18 protein-coding genes, 1 pseudogene and 1 riboswitch are annotated in these 19,401 nt (G+C 73.7%); of the genes and pseudogenes, 9 read left to right on the top strand and 10 right to left on the bottom strand.

Annotated elements, in window-relative coordinates; genetic code table 11:
• The first annotated feature begins 31 nt into the window (after positions 1-31).
• Both ADJ73_RS13700 and ADJ73_RS13705 read left to right on the top strand, forming a co-directional pair.
• A complete protein-coding gene (locus ADJ73_RS13700; protein ID WP_050348731.1) occupies positions 32-1,372 on the top strand; it encodes an HNH endonuclease in 1,341 nt (446 codons plus the stop codon).
• Between the two features lie 185 nt (positions 1,373-1,557).
• Positions 1,558-2,094: a DinB family protein gene (locus tag ADJ73_RS13705; protein WP_050348732.1), complete on the top strand. Its 537-nt coding sequence runs from the start codon at positions 1,558-1,560 to the stop codon at positions 2,092-2,094.
• Between the two features lie 42 nt (positions 2,095-2,136).
• Here ADJ73_RS13705 and ADJ73_RS13710 read toward each other — a convergent pair whose 3' ends face one another.
• On the bottom strand, positions 2,137-2,700 hold the full coding sequence (locus ADJ73_RS13710) for a hypothetical protein (protein WP_050348733.1): 564 nt from the start codon (positions 2,698-2,700) through the stop codon (positions 2,137-2,139).
• On the opposite strand from ADJ73_RS13710, the gene ADJ73_RS13715 reads away from it, so the two are divergent.
• Together ADJ73_RS13715 and ADJ73_RS13720 are read left to right on the top strand one after the other, a co-directional pair.
• Positions 2,699-3,043 (top strand): hypothetical protein, encoded by a 345-nt coding sequence (locus tag ADJ73_RS13715; RefSeq protein WP_050348734.1) that lies wholly within the window; start codon positions 2,699-2,701, stop codon positions 3,041-3,043. The genes ADJ73_RS13710 and ADJ73_RS13715 overlap by 2 nt on opposite strands.
• Before the next feature lie 178 nt (positions 3,044-3,221).
• The gene (locus ADJ73_RS13720; protein ID WP_253272588.1) at positions 3,222-3,875 is read left to right on the top strand and encodes a class I SAM-dependent methyltransferase; all 654 of its coding nucleotides are present in this window, start codon (positions 3,222-3,224) and stop codon (positions 3,873-3,875) included.
• A gap of 24 nt (positions 3,876-3,899) precedes the next feature.
• Here ADJ73_RS13720 and ADJ73_RS13725 read toward each other — a convergent pair whose 3' ends face one another.
• Positions 3,900-4,400, bottom strand: a complete 501-nt coding sequence (locus tag ADJ73_RS13725) for a hypothetical protein (RefSeq protein ID WP_050348736.1) — start codon at positions 4,398-4,400, stop codon at positions 3,900-3,902.
• 28 nt (positions 4,401-4,428) lie between these two features.
• Positions 4,429-7,740 (bottom strand): bifunctional lysylphosphatidylglycerol synthetase/lysine--tRNA ligase LysX, encoded by a 3,312-nt coding sequence (gene lysX / locus ADJ73_RS13730; RefSeq protein WP_253272589.1) that lies wholly within the window; start codon positions 7,738-7,740, stop codon positions 4,429-4,431.
• 210 nt (positions 7,741-7,950) lie between these two features.
• On the opposite strand from lysX, the gene ADJ73_RS17050 reads away from it, so the two are divergent.
• From ADJ73_RS17050 to ADJ73_RS13740, 3 genes and pseudogenes are all read left to right on the top strand, one after another.
• Entirely contained in the window at positions 7,951-8,349 is a 399-nt protein-coding gene (locus ADJ73_RS17050) for a hypothetical protein (protein WP_156188241.1), read from the top strand.
• Positions 8,280-8,999: a hypothetical protein gene (locus tag ADJ73_RS13735; RefSeq protein WP_156188242.1), complete on the top strand. Its 720-nt coding sequence runs from the start codon at positions 8,280-8,282 to the stop codon at positions 8,997-8,999. The genes ADJ73_RS17050 and ADJ73_RS13735 overlap by 70 nt, the downstream gene beginning before the upstream one ends.
• 53 nt (positions 9,000-9,052) lie before the next feature.
• A pseudogene (locus tag ADJ73_RS13740) lies at positions 9,053-9,819 on the top strand (LssY C-terminal domain-containing protein); the annotation flags it as partial.
• Between the two features lie 427 nt (positions 9,820-10,246).
• Here the strand turns inward: ADJ73_RS13740 and ADJ73_RS13745 are convergent.
• Complete coding sequence (locus ADJ73_RS13745; RefSeq protein WP_050348739.1) at positions 10,247-10,996, bottom strand: cobalt-precorrin-6A reductase; 750 nt, start codon at positions 10,994-10,996, stop codon at positions 10,247-10,249.
• A 25-nt stretch (positions 10,997-11,021) separates the two neighbouring features.
• Here ADJ73_RS13745 and ADJ73_RS13750 point away from each other — a divergent pair, with 25 nt between their 5' ends.
• A complete protein-coding gene (locus tag ADJ73_RS13750; protein ID WP_050348740.1) occupies positions 11,022-12,161 on the top strand; it encodes a cobalt-precorrin-5B (C(1))-methyltransferase in 1,140 nt (379 codons plus the stop codon).
• On the opposite strand, the gene cobM is transcribed toward ADJ73_RS13750, so the two are convergent.
• The 6 genes from cobM to ADJ73_RS13780 form a co-directional block, all read right to left on the bottom strand.
• A complete protein-coding gene (gene cobM / locus ADJ73_RS13755; RefSeq protein ID WP_050348741.1) occupies positions 12,148-12,924 on the bottom strand; it encodes a precorrin-4 C(11)-methyltransferase in 777 nt (258 codons plus the stop codon). The genes ADJ73_RS13750 and cobM overlap by 14 nt on opposite strands.
• Positions 12,921-14,144: a precorrin-6y C5,15-methyltransferase (decarboxylating) subunit CbiE gene (cbiE, locus tag ADJ73_RS13760; protein WP_216593640.1), complete on the bottom strand. Its 1,224-nt coding sequence runs from the start codon at positions 14,142-14,144 to the stop codon at positions 12,921-12,923. The genes cobM and cbiE overlap by 4 nt, the downstream gene beginning before the upstream one ends.
• The gene (locus ADJ73_RS13765; RefSeq protein WP_050348742.1) at positions 14,141-15,640 is read right to left on the bottom strand and encodes a cobyric acid synthase; all 1,500 of its coding nucleotides are present in this window, start codon (positions 15,638-15,640) and stop codon (positions 14,141-14,143) included. The genes cbiE and ADJ73_RS13765 overlap by 4 nt, the downstream gene beginning before the upstream one ends.
• On the bottom strand, positions 15,637-16,647 hold the full coding sequence (locus ADJ73_RS13770; RefSeq protein WP_253272590.1) for a cobalamin biosynthesis protein: 1,011 nt from the start codon (positions 16,645-16,647) through the stop codon (positions 15,637-15,639). The genes ADJ73_RS13765 and ADJ73_RS13770 overlap by 4 nt, the downstream gene beginning before the upstream one ends.
• A gap of 9 nt (positions 16,648-16,656) precedes the next feature.
• Positions 16,657-17,061, bottom strand: a complete 405-nt coding sequence (locus ADJ73_RS13775) for a cobalamin biosynthesis protein (RefSeq protein ID WP_082177010.1) — start codon at positions 17,059-17,061, stop codon at positions 16,657-16,659.
• 91 nt (positions 17,062-17,152) lie between these two features.
• Positions 17,153-18,298 carry a hypothetical protein gene (locus tag ADJ73_RS13780; RefSeq protein WP_050348744.1) on the bottom strand — a complete coding sequence of 382 codons (1,146 nt, stop codon included), beginning with the start codon at positions 18,296-18,298 and terminating at the stop codon, positions 17,153-17,155.
• A gap of 200 nt (positions 18,299-18,498) precedes the next feature.
• Positions 18,499-18,564, top strand: a riboswitch (cobalamin riboswitch).
• Between the two features lie 97 nt (positions 18,565-18,661).
• Here ADJ73_RS13780 and ADJ73_RS13785 point away from each other — a divergent pair.
• Positions 18,662-19,399 (top strand): SCO2322 family protein, encoded by a 738-nt coding sequence (locus ADJ73_RS13785; protein WP_156188243.1) that lies wholly within the window; start codon positions 18,662-18,664, stop codon positions 19,397-19,399.
• Positions 19,400-19,401: the final 2 nt, after the last annotated feature.

Here is a 19,401-nt window from a genome sequence, read left to right on the forward strand (position 1 = left end):
GGCGGGACCGCGACTCGACGAGGAGTTGACCATGACCCCCGAGGCCTACGCCGAGGTGGTGCCGCTGACCGGCAGCACGCCCCGGCGACCACCTGAGGTGCACGACGCCCTCGCCGGCGCCCCTCCGCAGGAGGTCGAGCCGGAGAGCCTGGCTGGGGTCCTGCACCTCATCCGCCAGGTCGAGAGCGGCGAGGACCCGACCCATGCCGTCGAGCAGCTCGCCCTGCTGGAGCGGATCCGGCACGCCGCCGGGGCGGCCCAGCTGAGGATCATGCTGGGGCTCGAGACGACCCGCCGCGCGGAGCAGGGCACGCCCGCAGACCGGACCCCGGCCGGCCTGGCCGCCGAGGTCGGGCTGGCCACGCGCGCCTCGGCAGGGTCCGCGTCCCGGCGGCTCGGCCTCGCCCGCACCCTGCGCGAGGACCTGCCCCACTGCGACCTGCTGCACGCCGCCGGACTCATGGACGAGGCCACCGCTGCCCAGGTGGTGATCGCTCTGGCCCCGCTCGGGCGCATGGACCGGCTGCGGGCCGACCAGGACCTCGCCGCCGAGCTGCCCGCTCTGACGTGGGCCCAGGCGGGCAAGCGGGCGCGGGCGATCGCCTACGCGCTCGACCCCGAGGCCGCGGTGCGAGCTGCTGCGAGGGCCGCCGCGGACCGCTACGTCACGACCAGGCCCGCGCCCGACTGCATGGTGCGCCTCACCGCCCTGCTCCCCGTCAAGGAGGGAGTGGCGGTGCACGCGGCCCTGATCAAGGCTGCCGCCGCACCGCGACCGCCCGAGGACGAGCGCACCCGCTCGCAGGTTATGGCGGACACCCTGGTCGAGCCCGTGACGGGGCGGTCCTCCGCGGCGATCAGCGTCGAGGTGGGGCTCATCATGACCGACCGCGCCATGCTCGACGGGGCGGACGACCCCGCGACCGTCCCCGGCTACGGCCCCATCCCCGCGCCGCTCGCTCGTGCGCTGGTGCTCGGCGCCACGCCGGGTGACGGAGCCGCCGCTCAGGGGTGCCGGGAGGCCAGCGTGTGGCTGCGTCGGCTCTACACCGACCCCGAGACCGGTGAGCTGGCCGCCATCGACGCGAGGCGACGATCCGTCACCGGGATCGTCCGCCGCCTGGTCGTATGGCGCGACGGGACCTGTCGCGTCCCCTACTGCGACGCGCCCATCCGACACGTCGACCACATCGATCCCTACGCCCAGGGTGGCGTCACCAGTGCCGACAACGCGGTCGGCATGTGCGAGGCGCACAACTACGCGATGGAGGCTCCCGGGTTCGCCCGACATCTCGACCGGGACGGCGTCCTCACCGTGATCACCCCGACCGGCACCCGGCACACCTCCCCACCCCGCAAGGCGACCGGCTAGACAGGAGGGCCAGGGAGACAGGACGACCAGAGTGACGGGGCAACCGGCCAGACAGCACGATCAGAGTGGCCGGGTGGACGGGGCACGGGATGGACATGGCACCGGCCAGACGAGGGGACCCCGACGGGCCCGGCGGCCGGACAACGTCGGCGACTCCCGCCAGCCGCTCCGCTAGCGTTCCTGGCATGCCCACTCACCACGTCGTCCCCGAGCGCGCGGACGAGCGCGTCGACCCGCCCAAGCTCGCCGACGAGCGCGAGAGCCTCGACAGCTGGCTCGAGCTCTACCGCGAGACGGTGCTGCACAAGGTGGCCGGCCTCGACGGCGAGCAGCTGGCCCGACGTTCGGTCCCGCCGTCGAGCCTGAGCCTGCTGGGCGTCATACGGCACCTGACCGAGGTCGAGGAGTACTGGCTGGGGGTGGTGCTCCTTGGCGACGACGTCCCCGACCGCTACTGCACCCCGGACCGACCCGAGGCGGACTTCGAGGACGGGACTGCGGCGTCGGCCGAGGGGGACGTGGCCGCGTACGTCGCGCAGCTGGAGGTCTCGCGCTCTGCTCAGGCGAGCTGGTCCGACCTGGACGGGCCGGTCCGCGGGCTGCGGCGCGGCGAGCAGGTCAACCTGCGGTGGATCCTGGTGCACCTCATCGAGGAGTACGCCCGTCACCTCGGCCACATGGATCTGCTCCGCGAGGCCATCGACGGCCGGACGGGCTACTGATCCGGTCGACCCGGACCAGCAGCCCGTCCTTTGCCGCGTCGGTCAGGCGCGCAGCCGCTCGACCGACGCCTTGACGTTGTGGATCATCGGGTGCAGCTGACCGACCGGACCGCCCGGCTCGGTGTCCCAGTTGTTGTCCTGGCCGACGACGTCCATGATCACCAGGCCGACCCGGTTGCCGTCGCGGTAGACCCCATAGGACTCGAAGATCCCGTAGTCCTGGCCCGGGTGCGAGCCGTCGACCGGGCGCATGATCTCGGTCCAGCCGGCGTGGCCGACCCGCGTGCGCACGTCGTGCCACGTCGGCCGCTGCCGGTGCCCGACGTCCCCCGCCGTCAGGGCACACCTGTCGATCTGCGTCCGGATGTGGCGTTCGGCGGCGACGGCCGATGCCCGGTCGGGCAGCTGGAAGGCCATGGCCTCGGCCTTCTGGCCGTCGTTGCCGATGTGATAGCTGCGGCCGACCTCGTCGTGCGACACCCACACCCCCTGCAGGCAGGGCGAGAACTCCAGGTTGGTCTTGCCGTCGTCGGGAGCGGAGATCTTCCAGTCCCCGGCGCGGTGCCACCACATGTCGCGCTTGGCCGGCAGGTTGGCGAGGGTCATGTGGGCGCCCGTCGTGGTGGCGCGCGTGGTCGCGGCCTTGGGGGTGGCCGACGGTGCGGCCGAGGACGAGCTCGCAGCGGCCCGACCCGTGGCGGACGGCACGGACGAGGTGGCGGCGGGCGTCCCGGACGAGCTGGCGGCCGGGGCCGCGGACACGTTGGCGGCCGACGCTGCGCTCGAGCTGGCGGCCGGGGCCGCGGATGCGCTGATGGCCGACGCTGCCGGCGAGTCGGCCGTGGTGGCAGACGTGGCCGTGCCGCAGGCCGTCAGGGATGCCAGGACGGCGCCGGTCGCGATGCGAAGTGCGGTCGCACGCATGTGTTTTCCCCCTGTGCGTTCTTGAACCGGCGGGATCGCCTGACTCTGCCCTGACGACGACCGGAGCCCCCTGTCCGAGTTGCACGCCAGGAGCCATGACTTCTCCCGGCGTGCTGGGAGTTGCGCCGCATCAGTGACCCACATCCCCAGACGCTGGACGTCACCTGGATGCCTCGCTGTCCGGCCCGGGCACAATGGCGGTCATGACGCAGCAGGACGAGCACCACCACCAGGGCCGGCCGATGGCGCAGACCGCGCAGGACTGGGACGAGAGATACTCCGGCGAGCAGGTGTGGAGCGGCAACCCCAACGAGGCCCTCGTCACCGAGGCCCGGGACCTCGCTCCCGGCCGCGCCCTGGACGTCGGGTGCGGCGAGGGGGCCGACAGCGTGTGGCTCGCCGGCCAGGGCTGGGACGTGACCGCATTGGACATCTCCACCAAGGCGGTCGAGCGCGCCACCGCCGCCGCCCGCCAGGCCGGTATGTCGATCACCGGGGTCGCCGCGCCCCTGCTGGAGGCCGACCTCGAGCCGGCGTCGTTCGACCTGGTCAGCGTCTTGTACCCAGCTCTCGAGGCCACCCTGAACCGGGCCGCCGAGCACCGTCTGAGCGATCTCGTTGCCCCCGGCGGCACGCTGCTCGTGGTGCACCACGCCGACATCGACCGCGAGCGGTCCCTCTCCCATGGCTTCGACCCGGACGACTACGTGGGCCCCGACGACGTGGCCGAGGTGCTCGACGACTCCTGGCAGGTGGTCACGCGGGAGCGCCGTGAGCGCGACGTGGCCGCCGGAGCAGGCGCCCACCACCACCGCGACATCGTCCTGCGGGCCCGGCGACGCACCTCCGCCGATTGAGCTGGCAAGCCCGGTCGAGCACGATCAGCCGGGGCCGGTCGGACCGAGCGGGGCGTCCACCCACCGGTGCGCTGCGGCCACCCGATGCACCGCGGCGCCGGACAGCGGGATCAGCGCGAACGGCTCGCCGTCGCGGATCGGTGTCGCCCACAGCAGGTCACCGAACTCCACGCCTGGCGGGATGCTGACGGGCAGCCACGCCTGGCCTGCGTTGTCCCGCAGGATCCGTTTGCCGGACGGCCGGTGCTGCTCGTAGCGCACGTGGTGCAGCTGCCTGACCGCGGAGAACTGCGTCGGCGACGTCCTCCGTCGGTGACGGGTCCGCAGACCGACGAACACCAGCGCGAGTCCGGCCACGACGCCGGCCACGACATAGGGCTCGATCGCTCCCCGCACCAGGTCGAGACCTCCACGCACCACGAGGTAGGCCCCGAGCGCCACCAGCCCCAGGTCCGCGAGATGCTTCCTCGCCGGCCGGGGGCGCGTCAGGAGGACGAGGGCGTCGTCGTGGTGGAGAGCGGACACGTCGATGATGCAGCCCGGGGGTGCGGCCTCAGCCGCGTTCGCTTGGCTTGGTGAAGGGGAAGGCCAGCGTGGCGCGGATGTTGGCCCCGGTCAGCATCATCACGAGCCGGTCCACGCCGATCCCGAGGCCCCCGGTGGGAGGCATGGCGTACTCCAGCGCGGTGAGGAAGCCTTCGTCGATCTCCATGGCCTCCGGGTCGCCCGCGGCGGCCTTGTAGGACTGCTCGGTGAGCCGGTTGCGCTGGTCCACGGGGTCGACGAGCTCGCTGTAGGCCGTGCCGATCTCCGCGCCGAAGGCCACGAGGTCCCACCGCTCGGACAGTCGCGGGTCGGTGCGGTGGGTGCGGGTCAGTGGCGAGGTCTCGAGCGGGAAGTCGGTGTAGAAGGTCGGGAACGTCGTCTGGCCCTCGACGAGCTCGTCGTAGAGCTCCAGGACGATCTCGCCCGAGGTCATGGCCGACGTGTGGTGCACGCCGTGACGGTCCGCGACCGCGCGGACCTCCTCGACCGTGGAGGCGGAGGTCAGCTCCACGCCGGACGCCCGCGAGACCGCCTCGTGGACGCTGACGACGGGCCACTCGCCGTCGAGCCGGATCCGGTCGACCGTGCCGTCGGCGCCGGGCCGCACCGCCACCGGCTCGCCGTGGACGGCCGCAGCGACCTCGATGATCAGCTCCCGGGTCAGCTCCCGCATGGTGTTGTAGTCGCCGTGGGCGGCATACGCCTCCACCGAGGTGAACTCCGGGTTGTGCGTGGCGTCCGCCCCCTCGTTGCGGAAGTTGCGGTTGAGCTCGAAGATGCGGTCCATCCCGCCCACGCACAGGTGCTTGAGGAAGAGCTCGGGCGCGATGCGCAGGTAGAGGTCGGCGTCGTAGGCGTTGATGTGCGTGCGGAAGGGCCGCGCGCTCGCGCCCCCGTGGACCGCCTGCAGCATGGGGGTCTCGACCTCCATGTAGCCCCGCTGTGCGAACCCGTGCCGGATCGCCGCGACCGCGCGGGACCGGGCCTGCAGCATCAGCGTGGACTCGCGGTTGACGATGAGGTCGAGGTAGCGCTGCCGCACCCGCGCCTCGGGGTTGGTGAAGCCGGTGCGGGAGTCCGGGATGGGGCGCAGGCACTTGGAGGCCATCGCCCACGAGGTCACGAGCACCGACGGCTCGCCGTTGCGGCTGCGGCCGACCGGCCCGGTCAGGGACACGTGGTCACCGACATCGACCGTATGCCGCCACAGCGCAAGCAGCTGCGGCTCGACGACGTCCCGCTCGAGGACGCCCTGGATGTGCGCGCCGTGCTCCTCGACGACGCAGAAGACGACGCCGCCGAGGTCGCGCACCGAGCGGACGCGCCCGGTCACGGACACCGGGTGCGACGCGCCGTCGCGGCCGACCTGGGCCAGCGCCTGCCCGACCGAGCAGGTGCGCGGCACCCCGACCGGGTAGGGCTCCATCCCGGCGTCCCGGAGGACGTCGAGCTTGTCGAGGCGCACCTTCTGCTGCTCGCTGACGCGCCGGGTCGGGCTGGGCGGGGTGAGCAGCTCACGGTCCTGGTCGATGATGAGGTCGGCCAGCGGCCGGGGCTCGGCCCCGTCCACGACCACGAGGTCCTCGCCGGTCCGCGACACGTGGATCGCCCGCCCCGGCAGGAAGCCCTCCGCGACGCCGGCGGCCAGCCCGATCTGCGGCAGCACCGACGCGGACTCGAAGCAGACGAACCGCGGCTCCCAGCGCGGGAGGTACTTCGCGTTGGCCTCGTAGAGCGACTCCAGCTGCCAGAACCGGCTCGCGAGGTTGAGGATCCGGTCCGCGACCCGCACCCCGAGCCCGGCGCCCACCTTGTCGGCGCCGGAGAAGACCGAGCGGAACATCGCGAAGTTGAGGGAGACGTGGCGCACCCCGAGGTCGGGGGCCGCGTCGACCAGCGCCGCCACCATGGCCTCGTTGACGCCGTTGACGGCGGACGGGGAGCGGCGCATGAGGTCCAGGGAGAGGCCGCGGGTGCCCCACGGCACGAAGGACTGCACGGCGATGATCTGACCCTCGGCGTCGCGCACGACCACCGCGACGTTGCGGCCGTCGCTGCGGTCGCCCATGCGGTTGAGCGCCATGGAGAAGCCGCGGTCCGGCCCCTCGCCGCGCCACTCGTCGGCGAGCCGGGTGATCTCGGCGAGGGTGTCCGCGGACAGGTCCGCGTGCCGCGAGACCGTCACCGAGCAGCCGGCGTCCCGGACCCGGGCCACGGCCCGCTTGACGGGGCGCATGGCGCGCCCCTCGAGGCTGAACTGGTCGACGTCGATGACGGCCTCGTCGCCCAGGGTGCGAGCCCGCAGCCCGGCCTCGACATACGCCCTCGCACCGGTCTCGGAGGCGGACAGCACCCCGGCGTGCCAGGCGTGGTGCCGGGTGTGCTCCAGCCAGGCGCGGATCGCCTTGGGCCAGGCCTCGACGGGCCCGACCGGGTCGCCGGAGGCCAGGCACACCGGCCCCACGACGCGGTAGGTGACCGCGGCCGTGCCGTCGGGGGCGAAGACCACCGACTTGTCCCGGCGGGTCGCGAAGTAGGACAGCGAGTCGAGGTCGCCGTTGCGGGCGAGCAGCCCGCGGAGGGCGAGCTCGTCGCGGTCGGACATCAGGTCGGCCCGCCGCGCCGAGTGCAGGAAGCGCCAGATCGCGATCAGCAGCACCGCTGCCGCGAGGACCCCGGCCAGCGTGGCCAGCCAGGCGGACGCGCTGTGCGCCGTCGGCTGCAGCCCCAGCGGCAGCGAGAAGCCGAGCGTCGCCTGGATCGTCCACCACAGCGCCTCGCTCGGGCCCGACAGGTTGCCGTGCGCGACCCACGACAGGGCGAAGACCAGGGCGATCACCGCGAGCAGGCCGCCGATCAGGATGATCAGCGACTCGCGCAAGGACCCCACCGGCCGGTGCGCCGGGAAGGCGGCCCGCTTGCGCCAGAAGATGATGAGGAGCACGGCGCTGGTGATCGCGCTGATGACGGAGATGGCGATGTAGACGTCCAGCGAGCTCTCGTCGCCAGGGCTCACCTCCGTGGCGATCTCACCGTAGGCCGCGGCCAGGAAGCCCAGCCCCGAGACGTAGACGACGACGCTGAACGCCTCGACGAGCATGGCGATGACCCACGCCACGCGCAGCCCCCGACGCAGCGCCTCCCCCACGATGAGCAGCAGCGCGGCCAGGAAGAGGTTGGGACCCGTCGGCACCCCGAGGATCCCGAACGCCTCGTCCACCCACGTCGGCCAGTCGAACCGCTGCAGGAAGATGCTCAGCACCGACCAGATCGCCCCCCAGGTGACGACCGCTCCGGCGACCTTGGGCAGTCGGCTCATGACAGCTCCCCGCCTCTGACTACTCTGTGTCATGCCGCGTACCCTATTGACTCCACGACCTCGGACCTATCAGTTCGGGGACGCGTCACGCGGGCAAGTGGTTGAGGGCCGGACGAAGGTCGCGCTCGACGAGGCGGCCCTGGGGAGGAACACTGCATGGACTAGCGACACCACCTGCGCGAGCAGCTGCGCCGACGGGGCCTGCCGCTCGTGCTGGAGCCGGCCGCCCGCCGTGAGGGCCTGCTCGGACGCTGCTACCCGGCGCTGCTGGCCCTGGCGGTAGGGCTCGGGTCCATCGCGCTGGCGGACACGGCCTTCGCCGGGCTGGAGGGTGACGACTACTACCTCCCGGACAACGACCCCCGCCTGCTCACCCTCACCATCGCGATGCTGGTGCTCGCGGCGAGCCCGGTCCTGTGGTGGCTGGCGTGGCTGGTGCGCCGCTGGGTCCCGCCGATGGCCGCACGGTCACGGCACTCGTGGCGACGGCGGCGATCGTCATACAGCCCTTGCTCCCCGCCCTGGCGCAGGGTCCGACGATGGTGGAACGCATCGTGCTGGTCCTGGTCACGCTCCTCGCCGGCTACTGGGGTCTGGGGTCCATGCTGAGCTGGGCCGCGCGTCGCTCCTGGCGCGAGCTGTCCAGCCTGGGCCCGCTGCTGAGCCGGGTGCTGCCGCTGCTGATGATCACCGTGCTGTTCTGCTTCTACAACGCCGAGATCTGGCAGGTCGCCGCCCAGCTGTCGATGCAGCGCACCTGGGCCGCGTTCGCCGTGATGGGGCTGCTCGGCGTCGCGCTCGCCGTGGTCAACACCCGCGACGAGCTGCAGCGGGTCATCCACCACCACCACGAGGACCTCGACCACGACGAGCACCCGCTGCAGCGCGCCGAGCGCTTCAGCGTGCTGCTGGTCAGCGTCATGGTGACGCTCATCCCGGTCACGCTGCTCGCCGTGGTGGTCTTCTGCTTCTTCGTGGCGTTCGGGCAGCTCTCGGTGTCGGCGGAGACGGCCAAGCAGTGGATCGGCGCCGCACCCGCGAAGTTCGACGGTCCCCTCGCCCCGCTGCCGATCACCCGGCCGCTCGTGCAGGTGTGCCTGATGCTGTCGGCGTTCTGCTCGCTCAGCTTCATCGCCACCGCCGGGGTCGACCCCGCCTACCGCGCGGCGTTCGTCGAGCCGATCCTCGACGAGGTCCGTGACAACCTGGACGTGCGGGACGCCTACCTCGAGGCCCGCCGCTCCGAGCCGACCCCGTGAGCGTGCGCAAGCCGGTCTACGACCACCCGCCGGTCAAGGGCAGCGACGGCAGCCTGTGCGGCCGCCGGCTCGTCGGGCTGCTGGAGAACCTCTTCTTCGCCGTCGCCACCGCGCTGACCCTCGCCTTCGGCGTCGTGCTGCTGCGGGAGAGCACGACGAGCCTGGTGCACGGCGCCTACCTGCTGGTGTTCTGGGCGGCGATGGCCTACCTCGCGCTGCCGCGGCTGCACCGGATCCTCACCACCATCTACGTCCCGGACTACTTCATCGGGCGGGCCCGCACCGCCGACGGCCTCCTGGGTGATCCCGTCAACCTCGCGTTGACCGGCAGCGACGAGCAGATCCACGCCGCGATGCAACGCGCCGGGTGGGTGCTCGCCGACCCGGTCGACCTGCACTCCAGCGCGCGGATCGTGTCGTCCTCCCTCACCCGTCGCAGCTATCCCGAGGCGCCCGTCAGCCCGCTGCTGCTCTTCGGCCAGATCCAGGCGTTCGCCTACCAGCAGGAGGTCGAGGGCAACCCCGCCCAGCGGCACCACGTGCGCTTCTGGCCGTGCCCGCCGGGGTGGCTGCTGCCGGGCGGCCACCGCGTCGACTGGCTCGCCGCCGGCACCTACGACCGCTCGGTCGGGCTGTCCCTCTTCACCTTCCAGGTGACCCACAAGATCGACCGGGACATCGACGTCGAGCGCGACTACATCGTCGACACCCTCACGTATGCCGTCCCCGAGGTCGGGGTCTCGGTCATCGAGGACTTCTCCACGGGCCACCACCACCGCAACGCGGCGGCGACGCCGTGATGACCGACGGGGACCTGCCCGGCTCCCGGGACGACGAGGAAGCACGGGCGCCCGGCAGCCAACGGCGTGACCCACACCTGCTGGCCCGTCGTCGCGTGCACCCCGGACCACGGCACATCCCACACCTCACCGGTGGCACCGACGAGGCGGTGGTGGGTGGTGTGCACCTCAGGGGCCACGGTCATCGCCGCGAGATCGCCTGGGGCGCGGGCAAGTCGGGCCCGTGAGCGCCACTCCAGCACGGCGTGGACCGTCGTGGAGACGAGCAGGATGACGAGCACGAGCTGGATCCACCACCGGACACCGACCTGGCCCTGGCGCAGGTCCTCGAGGAGGGTCAGCCCCACCAGGACGGCCAGGGCGGTCGCCGCACCTTGGCGCACCCGGAACGCTCCCCGTGTGCCGAGCCTGCGCAGGCCGATCGCGCCTCGTCGGCCGAGATGATCCTCATCGCCGCGCCTCCAGCCACGCCACGGCGGCCTCGGGGTCATCGACGGTCGGCACGTCCGCCACGTCCGGTCGGTCGACCATCACGACCGGCAGGCCGAGCCGCCGCGCCGCCTCGAGCTTGGCGGCCGTGGCCGTGCCCCCACTGTCCTTGGTCACCACCACGTCGATCGCGTGCTCGCGCAACAACGCCAGCTCCCCCTCGACGCGGAACGGCCCTCGAGCCAGCACGACCTCGGCATACGGCGGGACCACCGCAGGCGGGTCCACCGACCGCACCAGGCAGAAGGTGTCGTGCAGGAACGCGAACTCCCCCACCTCCTGGCGCCCGATCGTCAGGAACAGCCGCCGCCCCAGGTACGCCGCGATGTGGGCGGCGTCCGCGAGCGTCGGCACCCGGTGCCAGTTGTCGCCGTCCTGCTCCTCCCACCCCGGCCGGCGCAGCGCCACCAGGGGCACGCCGACCTGCGAGCAGGCCTGCGCCGCATGCTCGCTCATCCGGGCGGCATAGGGGTGGGTGGCGTCGACGACCACGTCGACGCGCTCCGCGCGGAGGTATGCCGTCAGCCCGGCCACACCACCGAAGCCCCCGACCCGGACCACGACGTCGGGGACCCGCGGCGCGGACGTCACCCCGGCGAGGGAGTAGCGGACGGCATACGACTCGGGGCGCTCCGCGAGGAGCGCCGCCAGCTGACGGGCCTCGGTGGTCCCGCCGAGGAGGAGCACGCGACTGGTCACGGGACCCATCCCATCACAGTGCGACAATGCCGCCATGGCGCAGGTCACGGGCGGTCGCGAGGGGCAGCTGGAGCACACCGGGCTCCGACCCGGGTGGACGACGGGGGCGTGCGCGACCGCCGCGACCAAGGCCGCGTGGACGGCGCTGCTGGCCGGTGACTTCCCCGACCCGGTGACGATCACGCTGCCCAAGGGCCGGACGCCGGCGTTCGCACTGACCGCGGAGGCCCGGGGCGACGGCTGGGCCGAGGCCGCGGTCACCAAGGACGCGGGCGACGACCCCGACGTGACGCACGGCGCCGTCGTCCGGGCCCGCGTGCGGCACGGCGCGCCGGGCACGGGGGTCGTCTTCCGCGGCGGCCACGGGGTCGGGCGGGTGACCCTGCCGGGCCTGCCCCTCGACGTCGGTGAGCCGGCCATCAACCCGGTCCCCCGGCAGCTGATGCGTCAGGCCGTGCGGGAGGTCGTCGGGGTGGCCGAGGGGGCGCCCGACCCCGACGTGGCCATCGAGGTCAGCGTCGACCAGGGCGTCGAGATGGCCCGCCACACCTGGAACCCGCGCATCGGCATCGTCGACGGCCTGTCCATCCTCGGCACGACCGGGGTCGTCGTCCCCTACTCCTGCGCGGCGTGGATCGACTCCATCCGCCGCGGCATCGACGTCTCGGAGGCGCTCGGCCTGCCGCACGTCGCGGGCTGCACCGGCTCGACCTCGGAGCGCGTCGTGACCGAGCTCTACGACCTGCCGACGCCGGCGCTGCTCGACATGGGTGACTTCGTGGGCGCCGTCCTGAAGTACCTCCGAGCGCACCCCCGCCCGCGGCTGACGATCTGCGGCGGTTTCGCCAAGCTCTCCAAGCTCGCGGCCGGCCACCTCGACCTGCACTCCGGGCGCTCCCAGGTGGACCAGGCGCACCTGGCGTCGCTCGCCGAGCAGGCCGGCGCCCCAGCCGATCTCGTGGCCGACCTGCACGAGGTCAACACCGGCCTGGAGGCGCTCACCCGGTGCCAGGCCGCGGGCGTCCCCCTCGGGGACCAGGTCGCGTATGCCGCCCGCCGGACCGCCCTGGAGGTGCTACAGGGCGCGCCGGTGCAGGTCGACGTGGTCTGCATCGACCGGGCCGGCACGATCGTCGGACGCACCGAACCCGCGGGGTCCGTCAGCGGGACGTGATCGGGGGCGGCAGCGCGCAGTCGTGCCGGTCCCGCTCGGTCGAGTAGAGGTGCGAGTCGCGGAACTCCGACGCCGCGAGCACCTGCCCGACGAGGATCACCGCGGTCCGCCGCAGCCCGTGGTCGCGCACCGCGTCGCCGAGCTCGCCGAGGGTCCCCCGCCACACGACCTGCTCCGGCCGGCTCGCCATCGCGACCACCGCGGCGGGACAGTCGAGCCCGTAGTGGGGGGCGAGCTCGGTTACCACCTCGTCGGCGAGGTGGGTGGCGAGGTGCAGCGCAATCAGGGCGCGGGCGGCCCCGAGGTTGGCGATCGTCTCGTGCTCCGGCATCGCCGACGCGTTGCGGGAGAGCCGGGTCAGGATGACGGTCTGCCCGACGGTGGGGACGGTGAGCTCACGCCCGAGCGCCGCCGCGGCCGCGGCGAAGGCGGGCACCCCGGGGACCATGGCGTAGGGGATCCCCGCGGCCTCCAGCCGCCGCACCTGCTCGGCCAGCGCGGAGAAGATCGACAGGTCGCCCGACTGCAGCCGCGCCACGTCGTGCCCCGCCTCGTGGGCGGCGACGATCTCGGCGGTGATCTGGTCCAGGTCCAGGTGGGCGGTGTCGACCAGGCGCGCGTCGGCCCGGCACTCGGCCAGCAGCTCCTCCGGCACCAGCGCCCCGGCGTAGAGCACGACGGAGCACGCCTGCAGCAGCCGCAGCCCCCGCACGGTGATGAGGTCGGCCGCCCCGGGTCCGGCGCCGATGAAGTGGACGGTCATGCGGGCAGCTCCTCGGGTCGGACGACGGACCACTGGGTGACGGGCCGTGACGGGCTCCACGACGTGAAGCCCCCCACCGCGTCGGCGTGCGACACCTCGAGCCGGGTGAGCGACCCGCCATACCGGCGAAACATGATGAAGAGCAACGCCTCCGAGTCGAGGGTGACGGTGTTGGCGACGAGCCGGCCACCGGGCCGCAACGCGTCCAGGACGGCGGGGACGAGCCCCGGCGCGGTGAGCCCCCCACCGACGAAGACGGCGTCCGGCCGCGACAACCCGGCGAGCGCGTCCGGTGCCAGCCCCTCGACGACCTGCAGGCCGGGCACGCCGAGCCGGTCGGCGTTGCGGCGGATCCGCTTGACCCGGTCGGGGCGGGGCTCGACGGTGACGGCGCGACAGGTGGGGTGGGCGCGAAGCCACTCGATGCCGATGCTGCCGGAGCCGCCCCCGATGTCCCACAGCAGCTCCCCCGGCGCCGGGCGCAGCGCCGCCAGCGTCGCGGAGCGCACGTGCTGCTTGGTGAGCTGCCCGTCGGTCTCGTAGAGCTCGTCCGCGAGCCCCGGCACCAGCCCCACCAGCGAATCGTATGACGAGAGACACTGCACCGCAACGATGTTGAGCGGGCTGCCGGGGTCGGCGTCCCACGAGGCGGCGACGCCCTCGACGACGCGCTCGGCCGGCCCGCCGAGGTCCGAGAGCACCCACATCAGGCTGTCCCCCAGGCCGTGCTCGGTCAGCAGCGTGGCCACCGCCTGGGGCGTCAGCGCATCTCGGGACAGCACGAGGACGCGTCGGCCCGGGTGCGCGACCACGGCGAGCCGCTGCAGCGGCCGGCCCACCGCGGACACCACGTCGACGTCCTCCAACCCCCACCCGAGGCGGGCGCAGGCCAGCGACAGCGACGACGGCGCCCCGATCACGTCGACCCGGTCGGTGCCCAGCAGCTCCGCCAGGGTGCGCCCGATGCCGTGGTGCATCGGGTCGCCGCTGGCCAGGACGACGACCCGGGCGTCGCCCAGCCCGTCGAGCAGCGGCCGCAGCCCCTCGCGGAGCGGGGTCGGCAGCGGCAGGACCCGGGCGTCGTGGTGCCCGGCCACCAGGTCGGTCTGGCGGGGGCTGCCCACGAGGACGTCGGCGTCGGTCACGGCGGCGCGGGCCCGGTCGGCCAGGCTGGCCCACCCGTCGGCGCCGATCCCGACGACCACCACGGGTGCGGTCACAGTCCGATCAGCTCCTTCAGCGCACGGGTGTCCAGGTGGTCGGCGATCGCGTCGGCCAACCGGTCGAGCATCGCGGTGCGCTGCTCGGCGAAGGCCGGGGCGCCCGGGTCGGGCCGCCACGCCGGGCGGGCCCGCTCGGCCACCACCTGCAGGAAGCCGCGCCGGAAGCCGTCGTTCTCGAAGGCGCCGTGCCAGGTGGTCCCCCACACCGACCCGCGGTGCCACCCGTCGAGGAAGGGCGTGGTCTCGGCATACCGCTCGGACCGGGGCTGGTCGGTGCGCTCGCTGACGCCGTGGTGGATCAGATAGCCGCGCACCCGGTGCCCGTGCCACTGCCCGGTCGGGGTCCCGAGGTGCTTGTGGGTCTGGAAGGTGACCCGCGTCGGCAGCAGCCCGAGCCCCGCGACCTCGGCCGGGCTCCCGGCCTCGACCCCGGCCCGGTCCACGATCTGCTCGGCGAGCATCTGGTAGCCGCCGCAGATGCCGAGCACCGGCCGCCCGGCCTCCGCGCGCGCGACGACCGCGCGGTCGAGGCCCCGCTCGCGCGCCCAGGCCAGGTCGCTCAGCGTCGCCCGCGACCCCGGCAGGACCGCGAGGTCCGCGGCGGCGACGACGGCGGGGTCGGCCGTGACCTCCACCTGCACCCCGGGCTCGATGGCGAGCGCGTCGACGTCGGTCGCGTTGCTGACCCGGGGGAAGCGGACCACGGCGACCCGCAGCGGCTCGTCCGTGACCGGCCGGGCCGCGGCCGACCCGGCATGCCGCCACCCCGAGATCGCCAGCGCGTCCTCCGAGTCCAGCCACACGTCCTGCAGGTAGGGGACGACGCCGAGCACCGGGCGCCCGCCCGTGCGCTCCTCGAGCATCCGCAGCCCCGGCTCGAGCAGCCCGAGGTCGCCGCGGAACTTGTTGACGATCCAGGCCTTGAGGCACGCCTGGTCCGCCGGGTCGAGGATCCCCAGCGTGCCGTAGAACGCGGCCAGCACCCCGCCGCGGTCGATGTCGCCGACCACCACGACGGGCAGGTCGACGGCCCGAGCCAGACCGAGGTTGACGTAGTCGCCCGCGCGCAGGTTGATCTCGGCGGGCGAGCCCGCCCCCTCCGCGATGACGACGTCGTGGCGCGACGCGAGGTCGCGGAATGCCTCGAACGCCGCGCCCGCCAGCGCCCGACGCCCCGTCGCCCACTCCCCCGCCTGCAGCTCGCCCCAGGGCCGGCCCATGAGGACGACGTGGCTGCGGCGGTCCGAGCCGGGCTTGAGCAGGACCGGGTTCATGGCCGCCTCGGGGGTGACGCCGCAGGCGAGGGCCTGCACCCACTGCGCCCGCCCGATCTCGGCGCCGTCGGGGCAGACCATGGAGTTGTTGGACATGTTCTGCGCCTTGAACGGCGCCACCCGCACCCCCTCGCGGGCCAGCCAGCGGCAGATCCCCGCGGTGACGAGGGACTTGCCCGCGTCGGAGGTGGTGCCGGCGACGAGCAGCCCGCGGGTCACGTGAGTCCTCCTGCGCTCGTGGCGCCTCGCGCGCCGACCCTGCGGTCCCGTATGCCGTCCGCCACCGCCGCGACCACCACCGCGACCCCGAGGGCCGCCGTCCCGACGGCCCGGGACAGCCGCACCGCCCGGGCCAGGTCGGCCACGACGACGGGTCGGCCGCGCCCCAGCGTGCCGCGGTCCTCCCGGTGACCGTCGTAGCGGTTGCTGCCACCGAGGCGGACGCCGAGGGCGCCGGCGAAGGTGGCCTCGACCGGCCCGGCGTTGGGGCTGGGGTGGTGGGGCGCGTCCTCGCGCCAGGCCCGCCGGCACTCGCGCGGGTCGCCGCCGGTCAGTGGCGCCAGCGCCGTGGCCAGCAGGGCGCACGCCCGGGCCGGCAGGTAGTTGATCACGTCGTCGAGCCGCGCTGCGGCCCAACCGAACTCGCGGTAGCGATCGTTGCGGTAGCCCACCATCGCGTCGAGCGTGTTGACCGCGCGGTAGCCGACGAGGCCGGGCAGGCCCAGGGCGGCACCCCACAGGAGCGGGGCGACGACGGCGTCGGAGGTGTTCTCCCCCAGCGACTCCGTGGCCGCCCGCGCCAGCTCGGCGACGTCCAGGTCGTCGGCCGACCGGGAGCACAGGTGCCCGAGCCGTCGCCGCGCGCCGGGGAGGTCGTCGGCCGTCAGCAGCCTGCTCATCGCGGCTCCCTCCCGACCCAGGCTCGTGCCGCCGAGCACGGCCCAGGTGACGACCGCGGTGGTGACGGCCCGCGCCGCCGGCCGTCGTCGCAGCCGGCGCTCGGCGAGTGCGGCGACGGCGACGCACGGCACCACGAGCACCGCTACGTGCCCGACGCCCGCGCCCCGCTCGGGGCGGTAGGTGGCGCGCTCGACCCACGTCGCCGCCCGGCCGAAGGCCGCCACCGGATGACCGCGCCGGGGGTCGGCGAGCACGACGTCCGCGAGGTGCCCGAGGACGAGCCCGGCCGCCCGCGGCCACCACGCCACCCGCTCACCCGTCTGCACCCGCTCACCCTATCCGGCGCCCGGGGCGCCCTCACGCCGGCCCACGACGACCACCGCGGTGCTCGACCGCGCCCGCCCGAGCACCGCGCACCCCGAGGTGAGCACCGCGGCCTCGGCGACGCTCGGGACCCCCACCCGACGGGCGACGGTGGCGCTGGCAGCCGCGACGGGCTGGGCGGCGAGCTGGGGGTCGGCATACGTGACGAGCGGGACGCCGAGGTGGGCCGCGAGGGAGACGATCGCGGGCTCAGCCGCCTTGCGCTCGGCCGTGGCGACGCAGCCCACGCGGGCCGGCTCACCCGGCCCGCTGCCTGCGCCCGCGCCCAGGTCGCGCAGCAGCGCGTCGACGAGGCGCGCCAGGTCACCGGCCGGTGCACCCGCGCGCGTCCCCACCCCGACGACCAACGTAGCCACGGGTCGATCCTGCCACCGGCGACCGGCCCGGGGTGCGCGCGAGCCCGCCCCCGGTCGGGGACGGGCTCGCGAGCAGGCGTGGCCGGCTCGGTCAGGAGGTCGGCGTGGGCGCCGGGGTCATCTCGCCGCGCGCCCCACCCATGAGCTGCTGCAGGTCGGCCTGGGTCACCACGCGGGCCCCGGAGGGCGCCGAGACGTCCTGGTCGGGCTCGGAGTACTCCACGGCCACCGGCAGGCTGGGGTTCTGGGACTTCAGCTGCGTGAACTCCTGCTTGTCCTTATCGGTCTTGAGCTTGGACTCGTCCACCCAGCCGAGCGCCTGCATGACGTCCATGCGGACGGACTTCAGCTTGCCGTCCGACAGGGTGCTGTCGAAGGTGAGCGCCGAGCCCTGCTTGAGCTGACCGAGACCCTCCAGCATCTTCTTGCTGGTGGCCTCGTCGAACTGCTTCGGCGCGATCCGCTTGAGGTCGTTGATCGTGGCCTCGGCGAAGGGCTTCAGCTTGATCTCGCCCTTGATGTCGTCGCCGTCACCGGTGAAGGTCGCGTTGGCGTCGAGGTTCTTGCGCATGGCGTCCGCCAGCTGCTTGCTCTGCTCCGGGGACATCGCCCCCGCCGCGGCGTTGACGTTGGCCCCGCCCGACTTCGCCAGCTGCTCCAGCGTGGCCTTCTCGAAGCCCACCCACCGGCCGTTGATGGCGTCCTGCACCCACGCGGGGGCCGAGGACAGCATCGGCTGCACGTCGCTCATCTTGAAGGCGCCGGTCTGGTCGGCGATCTTGGCGAGGTCCAGCTTGAAGTAGGCGCTCTGGTTGGCCATCACGAAGTTGACCAGGTCGGAGTCGGTCTTCCACGCCATGGCCATGTTGACCTTGGACTGGTCGGTCTCCTCCTTGAGCGACTTGCCGGTCGAGCGCACGTCCATGACCAGCTGCGACGAGGCGATCAGCTTGGCGATCTTGGGATCCATCGGCTTGGACGTCGACCCGGACTTCGCACCGCTCGCGGCGAGCTTGACGAGGTTCTCCGGCGACGTGTCGAGCTTGAGCGTCATGCGCTGCTTCTGGGTGTCCTGCGTCTTGTCGACGGCCGCGAGGAACCGGGACTTGGCGTCGCCCCCCTGGGCCGCCGCCTTGGCGGAGCCGGGCTCCGCCTTGCTACCACCGCACGCGGCCAGCGACCCGGCCAGCAGCGGCACGGCGACCAGGCCGGCGACGATCGTGGTGCCCTTGTGCATCGTGCTTCCCCCTTGCATCGGTTGCCAGGCGCGCCCGGGCGGGCACCGCCTGCTACCAGCAACCTACCGGGTGAGCCTGGGTCTGGACATGGGCCCAGCAGGGGGTTCACCCGGGTCTACCCCTGATCGGGCCCCGACGCACCCCCTGCCGGGGCCCACGCCTGGCGCTTGGTAGGCTCTCGTCACCGACCGTGCAGGTGGGGAAGCCGGTGCGACTCCGGCGCTGACCCGCAACCGTGAGCCCGCACCCATGGGCGAGCCGGACCGCCCGCCCCACGCCTCGGCTCCATCTATCCGTCGTGGCATGCGGGTGGGGCCCACCCGGTGACCCGGGCGGCTGCTGCCCGCCAGGAAGGTCGCCCCGTGTCCCGCTCCTCCCTCCGCACCGGTGTCCTCGCCGCGCTGCTCGGCCTGCTGCTCCCGCTGCTCGGGACGCTGCCGGCGCACGCCGCCGACGCCTACCGCTACTGGGGCTACTACCACCTGTCGGGCAGCACCTGGTCCTTCGCGACCACCGGCCCGGCCGCCACGACGCCCGCGGACGGGACCGTCGAGGGCTTCCGCTACGCCGTGAGCGACATGTCCACCCCGCGCAACCCGCGGGCGATCATGACCTTCGCGCAGGTCTGCGGCTCCACGCCGGCCGCGGCCGGCCGCAAGCGGGTCGGTGTGGTGGTCGACTTCGGCCGCGGCGCGGACGCGGCCAGGCCCGAGACCCAGGTCCCCGCGCCCTACGCCACCTGCGTGACCGTCGACCCGGCGGCGACCGCCGTCCAGGTCCTGGGCGCCGCCGCCCAGCCGCGCGTCGAGAAGTCGATGGTGTGCGGCATCGACGGCTACCCCGCGAGCGGGTGCAGCGACGTCGTCAAGGACATGACCGCGGCCGCCCGGGCCGCCGACGAGCCCGCCACCATCGCCGTCCGGGACCGCTCGGCGTCTGCGTCGGGTTCGGCCACCGGAGGGTCCTCCGCGCCCTCGTCGTCGTCCGGCACCTCCTCGTCGAGCACCACGACGTATGTCGTCTCCGGGGTCGTCGTCCTCGCCGCGCTGGCGGCCGCCGCCTTCGCGATGTCCCGCCGGCGCCGCGCGGACGAGCGCTGACG

Origin of the sequence: Arsenicicoccus sp. oral taxon 190, assembly GCF_001189535.1 — a bacterium.
In the GTDB taxonomy this organism is placed as follows: domain Bacteria; phylum Actinomycetota; class Actinomycetes; order Actinomycetales; family Dermatophilaceae; genus Arsenicicoccus.

What these genes read in the sequence shown, in the direction of transcription:
- ADJ73_RS13745 (WP_050348739.1), bottom strand. Translation starts at nt 10,996, where the DNA reads ATGGGTCCCGTGACCAGTCGCGTGCTCCTCCTCGGCGGGACCACCGAG.
- ADJ73_RS13710 (WP_050348733.1), bottom strand. Translation starts at nt 2,700, where the DNA reads ATGACCCTCGCCAACCTGCCGGCCAAGCGCGACATGTGGTGGCACCGC.
- ADJ73_RS13750 (WP_050348740.1), top strand. Translation starts at nt 11,022, where the DNA reads ATGGCGCAGGTCACGGGCGGTCGCGAGGGGCAGCTGGAGCACACCGGG.
- ADJ73_RS13735 (WP_156188242.1), top strand. Translation starts at nt 8,280, where the DNA reads ATGGTGGAACGCATCGTGCTGGTCCTGGTCACGCTCCTCGCCGGCTAC.
- ADJ73_RS13720 (WP_253272588.1), top strand. Translation starts at nt 3,222, where the DNA reads ATGACGCAGCAGGACGAGCACCACCACCAGGGCCGGCCGATGGCGCAG.
- ADJ73_RS13700 (WP_050348731.1), top strand. Translation starts at nt 32, where the DNA reads ATGACCCCCGAGGCCTACGCCGAGGTGGTGCCGCTGACCGGCAGCACG.
- cobM (WP_050348741.1), bottom strand. Translation starts at nt 12,924, where the DNA reads ATGACCGTCCACTTCATCGGCGCCGGACCCGGGGCGGCCGACCTCATC.
- lysX (WP_253272589.1), bottom strand. Translation starts at nt 7,740, where the DNA reads ATGAGCCGACTGCCCAAGGTCGCCGGAGCGGTCGTCACCTGGGGGGCG.
- ADJ73_RS13705 (WP_050348732.1), top strand. Translation starts at nt 1,558, where the DNA reads ATGCCCACTCACCACGTCGTCCCCGAGCGCGCGGACGAGCGCGTCGAC.
- ADJ73_RS13780 (WP_050348744.1), bottom strand. Translation starts at nt 18,298, where the DNA reads ATGCACAAGGGCACCACGATCGTCGCCGGCCTGGTCGCCGTGCCGCTG.
- ADJ73_RS13715 (WP_050348734.1), top strand. Translation starts at nt 2,699, where the DNA reads ATGTGGGCGCCCGTCGTGGTGGCGCGCGTGGTCGCGGCCTTGGGGGTG.